This window comes from Polaribacter sp., assembly GCF_049276715.1.
Taxonomy (GTDB): domain Bacteria; phylum Bacteroidota; class Bacteroidia; order Flavobacteriales; family Flavobacteriaceae; genus Polaribacter.
Genome location: NZ_JBASWY010000053.1, coordinates 1 through 5,249 on the forward strand (window position 1 = coordinate 1; position 5,249 = coordinate 5,249).

Annotated in this window: 4 protein-coding genes and 1 pseudogene; all 5 read left to right on the forward strand. The window is 29.2% G+C overall.

The window, feature by feature from the left end:
• Window positions 1–127: pseudogene (locus WAO74_RS13755) on the forward strand (30S ribosomal protein S6--L-glutamate ligase); the annotation flags it as partial.
• A gap of 300 nt (window positions 128–427) precedes the next feature.
• The gene (locus WAO74_RS13760) at window positions 428–1,987 is read left to right on the forward strand and encodes a type I restriction-modification system subunit M (RefSeq protein ID WP_422162834.1); all 1,560 of its coding nucleotides are present in this window, start codon (window positions 428–430) and stop codon (window positions 1,985–1,987) included.
• Between the two features lie 3 nt (window positions 1,988–1,990).
• Window positions 1,991–3,238 (forward strand): restriction endonuclease subunit S, encoded by a 1,248-nt coding sequence (locus tag WAO74_RS13765; RefSeq protein ID WP_422162835.1) that lies wholly within the window; start codon window positions 1,991–1,993, stop codon window positions 3,236–3,238.
• Window positions 3,239–3,316: 78 nt separating this feature from the next.
• Window positions 3,317–4,498 carry a hypothetical protein gene (locus tag WAO74_RS13770; RefSeq protein ID WP_422162836.1) on the forward strand — a complete coding sequence of 394 codons (1,182 nt, stop codon included), beginning with the start codon at window positions 3,317–3,319 and terminating at the stop codon, window positions 4,496–4,498.
• A 42-nt stretch (window positions 4,499–4,540) separates the two neighbouring features.
• Window positions 4,541–5,249, forward strand: a 709-nt coding sequence (locus WAO74_RS13775) for a type I restriction endonuclease (RefSeq protein WP_422162837.1), incomplete at its 3' end; no start/stop codon positions are given.

The window sequence follows — 5,249 nt, forward strand, 5'->3', positions numbered from 1 at the left end:
ATCTGCAAGAGGTCCGTTAATTTTAGAAGTAAATTCTTCTCCTGGTTTAGAAGGCATAGAAAGTGCTACAGGCAAAGACATTGCAGGAAAAATTATTAAGTATTTAGAAAGAAATGCAGATCATTAATTTATTTTTTAAATACCATTAAAAAATAAGCCTCAACATGTATTTGCTGAGGCTTTTTTACTGCCCTGTTTTTACTGAAATTGCGACCGGACGCAACTTTTATTGCGACCTGATGGAACTTTTATTGCGTCCTGATGCAATAAAAGTTGCCTCCTGATACCCTAAAAAACAGATTTTAACCTCAAAAAAGTGTGCATTTTCATCAAAAAAATTCTCAGTTTTTGTAAAAAAATGGTACTTTTAAAAAAAATAAAATTGCTAGTTTTTGATTTCAATATCAATAACTTTTACAAAAAAACTATGTCAGAAAACCAACTACAATTGCATCAAACTTTATGGAATATTGCCAACGATTTACGTGGTAATATGGATGCTGATGATTTTAGAGATTACATACTAGGCTTCATCTTTTATAAATATTTAAGTAAAAAAATGGCTTTACATGCCAATGTTATTTTAAAACCTGATGGTTTGGAATATCATGAAGTAATAGGGCATGCCCAAGAAGAAATTTTATTACAAGAAATAAAACTAGATGCTTTAGATGCACTTGGTTATTTCTTAAAACCTACAGAATTGTTTAGCGAACTCGCAAAACGTGGAAATTCTGGTGGTGTCAACAAATTCATTTTAGAAGATTTACAAAAAGTACTCAATAATATAGAGCAGAGTACTATGGGTAGTGAAAGCGAAGACGATTTTGGAAACCTTTTCGAAGATTTAGACTTAACCAGTAGTAAATTGGGTAAAAGCGAAGAAGCTAAAAACGAACTCATTGTTAAAGTATTAACCCATTTAGAAGGCATTGATTTTGATTTAGAAAACAATGAAAATGATTTGTTGGGTGATGCCTACGAATATTTAATAGGTCAGTTTGCTTCTGGTGCAGGCAAAAAAGCAGGTGAATTTTACACCCCACAGCAAGTGTCTAAAATATTAGCACAAATAGTTACCACAGATAAAGAACGTTTAAAATCGGTGTATGATCCTACTTGTGGTTCTGGTTCTTTGCTTTTAAGAGTTGCCAAAGAAGTCAAAGAAGTAGGTGGTTTTTACGGACAAGAAAGCAACCCAACTACTTACAACTTGTGTAGAATGAACATGATTATGCACAATGTACATTATAAAAAGTTTGATATTTATAATGAAGATACCTTGGTAAATCCTTCGCCAAAGCACATAGATGAACGTTTTGAAGCTATTGTAGCAAACCCACCTTTTTCTGCCAATTGGAAACCAGATGCCATTATTAGTGACGACCGTTTTTCACCTTATGGTAAAATGGCTCCCAAAAGCAAAGCCGATTTTGCTTTTGTACAACACATGATTCATCAATTAGATGATAATGGAACGATGGCTTGTGTGTTACCTCATGGTGTGTTGTTTAGAGGTGCAGCAGAAGGACATATTCGTAAATATATCATTGAAGATAAAAACCAATTAGATGCTGTGATAGGTTTGCCTTCTAATATTTTTTATGGTACAAGCATCCCAACCTGTATATTGGTATTAAAGAAAAACAGGACAACTAAAGATATTTTATTTATTGATGCTAGTAACGATTTTGATAAAGTAAAAACACAAAACGTTCTCAATGAGAATCATTTAGCAACCATTATTGAAACCTATAGATCAAGACAAACCAAAGACAAATATAGTTATCTAGCTACCTTACAAGAAGTACAAGAAAACGACTATAATTTAAACATCCCTCGTTATGTAGATACCTTTGAAGAAGAAGAATCCATAGATTTACTAGCCATTACCAAAGACTTAAAAGCCTTAGAAAATGACATTGAAGCAACTGACAAAACCATTGCAGATTTCTGCCAACAATTAAACATTGAAACTCCTTTTTAGTCTATGGAAAACAACAATAGATTGATTCCAAAACTTCGATTTAAGGAGTTTGATACTTTAGAAGAAAGTTATTTATATAAAAGATTTTCTTTTGATAATATTTTTCTATTTTCAACGGGAAAAAATATAAAGCAAAAAGAAGCTTCACCAGAATTTGAGACTCCTTGTGTTAGATATGGAGAACTTTATCACATGTATAATGAAGTTATTTTTGAAGTTTTTAATAAAACAAATCTAGGTAAAACAGAATTACTTTTTAGTAAAGGAGATGAAATTTTACTTCCATCAGCAGGAGAAGATCCTTTAGATATTGGTTCTGCGTCAGCATTAACAATTAAAAATGTTGCAATTGGTAGAACTATTAATATTTTAAGACCTTTAAAGGAAAATTTATTTTCTCAAATTTATGTTTCATATTACATTAATCAAAAATTAAAAAAGAAAATATCAACTTTAGCTAAAGGTTCAAGTATAAGCAACGTATATAATTCTGATTTAAAAACTTTAAAAATCAACCTTCCAAACCTCCAAGAACAACAAAAAATAGCCACATTTTTAACATCCGTAGATACCAAAATACAACAACTTACCACGAAAAAGGATTTATTAGAAAACTACAAAAAAGGAGTGATGCAACAATTGTTCCCTTCGTCAAGCTCAGGACAAGTACAATTGCGTTTTAAAAATGATGATGGTAGTGATTTTTCGGATTGGGAAGAGAAGAAGTTGGGAGAGATTTTTAAGTTTAAACAGGGATTTCAGTTTCCAGTAGAAGAACAATTTGAAACTCCATTTGAGAATAGTGTTTATTTTATAAGAATTATAAATGTTACTTCTTCGCCTGATGATAAGAGATATGTAAAAAGACCAGAAGAATCCAATGTGTTAAACGAGAATGATTTATTTATGGTTAGATATGGTGATGCTGGTAAAATTGTGACAGGTTTTAATGGAATTATAGCAAATAATATGTTTAGATTATTACCTAAAATAAAAGTTTTTAATAAATGGTTTTATTTCTATTTGGATTCAATTTATGATAAAATACATGCATTAGCAGGTTCATCAACAATGCCAGCAATTAAATTTGGAACAATTGAAAATTTAAAAATTAGTACTCCATCACTAAAAGAACAACAAAAAATAGCCACTTATTTAAGTGCTATTGATGCTAAAATAGAGAAAGTACAAATACAAATAGAAAAAACACAAGTGTTTAAAAAAGGCTTGTTGCAACAGTTATTTGTGTAAAAAAAATACCTAGTTGTAGGTATTGTAGTAAAAAAAATAAAGTTTAAGTTTATGATATAACCTTAAAAACTAAATATTATGAAAATTAGAAAAACATTATTACTTTTTGCTTTTTTAACATCTACAATTTACTTTTCACAAGAAGTACCTTATCAACTATATCAAAAAGATTTAGAAGCTACAGATACAAAAGATGCTTTATTTAATGATAAAATGTTAAATCTCTTTTTTGCTAATGAAATTGGTACTGCATTTGGTGGTTCAAATAATTTATCACTTCAAAAATTTTATGCCAGTTTAGATGCATCAGATAAATCTTTATCTATTGGTTTCAACTACGATTCAAGACCAAATGATAAATTAAAAAGATTAAAATTTATACATAGTGGTAATATCAAATTAAAATCTTCAAATAAATTTGCTACAGTTTTTGATTACAGTAAAGAAGATGCATTTCAAAAAGACAACATAGGCTTTTCTTATAAGTTTTCTTTTATTGGTAGAGGTATTCTAAATTTTAAAAATACTGATGGAAGAGATAGAAAGTCAGCTATTTTAGCAAACAGAGCTAAGTTGTATAAAAATTATAATACAGTTGTAGATAATGCACAAGAGTTGTATGTAGAAATGGTAGAAAAAGAAATAGAGTTTATAAAAACGAATAAACTTTACAATTTTCAGTGGAATCATTGGTATTCTTTAGATTTGTATGTACCATTAGGTAAAAGAACATATAACACAACTCCAATTATTACAACCGCTTTATCAGAAGAAAGGTTTTGGGATGCAAGTTTGAGTCTTTCTGCAAATACAATGTGGCAATTTTCTAAAGGATATTCAATCTATTTAAGAGGACTTTTTAATATTAAAAACAACAACAATATTTTAGTAGATAATTTAAGTTCAAAAGCTTTTCAAACAACTGCAACAGGTGCAAATAATCTACTAGTGGTTACAGATTCAGATGATGGTTATATTACAAACTATAATGAGTTTATTACACCTTCTATTTTATTAGAACCTGCATTTTTTTTAAAAACAGGTATTGGTCATATAGGTTTAAGTCCATCTGTAGAATTTAATTTTGGAACTTATGACGCTATTAATTGGAAGTTTGGAGTTCCTGTTAGTTTAAATGATAGCGAAGGAAAGGCAAAAATAAATTTTGAATTGCAATGGAGAGAGTTACGTACATTAAATACGAGTGTTCATTTAATAGGAATTAGCACTAACTTTTTGTTTGGAGATTTGATTAATTAAAATTAAATTCATTTTGGTAAATTCGTAAAATAAATAATTTTAATGTCTAAACAATCAGAATTGCAACTAGAAAACAACCTAATTCAACAATTAGTTGGTTTAGGTTATCAAAAAGTTATTGTTGCAGATGGTGATGCATTGCTTTCTAATTTAAAAAGTCAGTTAGAAAAATTTAATAACCTTACATTTTCTGAAAGAGAGTTTGAAACCATTTTAAATCATTTAGAAAAAGGTACTGTTTTTGAGAAATCGAAAACCTTAAGAGGTCGTTTTCAGTTTGTAAATGATGCTGGAGAACCTACTTATATTCGTTTTTTTAATTCAGAAAAATGGACAGATAATTTATATCAAGTTACCAACCAAATCACCCAAGAAGGCACCTATAAAAATAGATACGATGTTACGTTGTTGGTCAATGGTTTGCCTTTGGTACAAATAGAACTCAAAAGACGAGGTTTAGAAATCAAAGAAGCATTTAATCAAATAAACAGATATCAAAGACATACATTTTGGAGTAATAGAGGGCTTTTTCAATATGTACAACTCTTTATCATCAGTAATGGAGTTAATACAAAATACCTAGCAAATAATGCTTTGCAATCTGTAAAACAAACTTTTTATTGGTCGGACATACACAATAAAAATATTACAGAATTACAAGATTTTACAAATGCTTTTTTAAACCCGAATCATTTAGGCAAAATGATTGCCAAGTATATTGTAAAAAGTGAAACGCATAAAATATTAATGG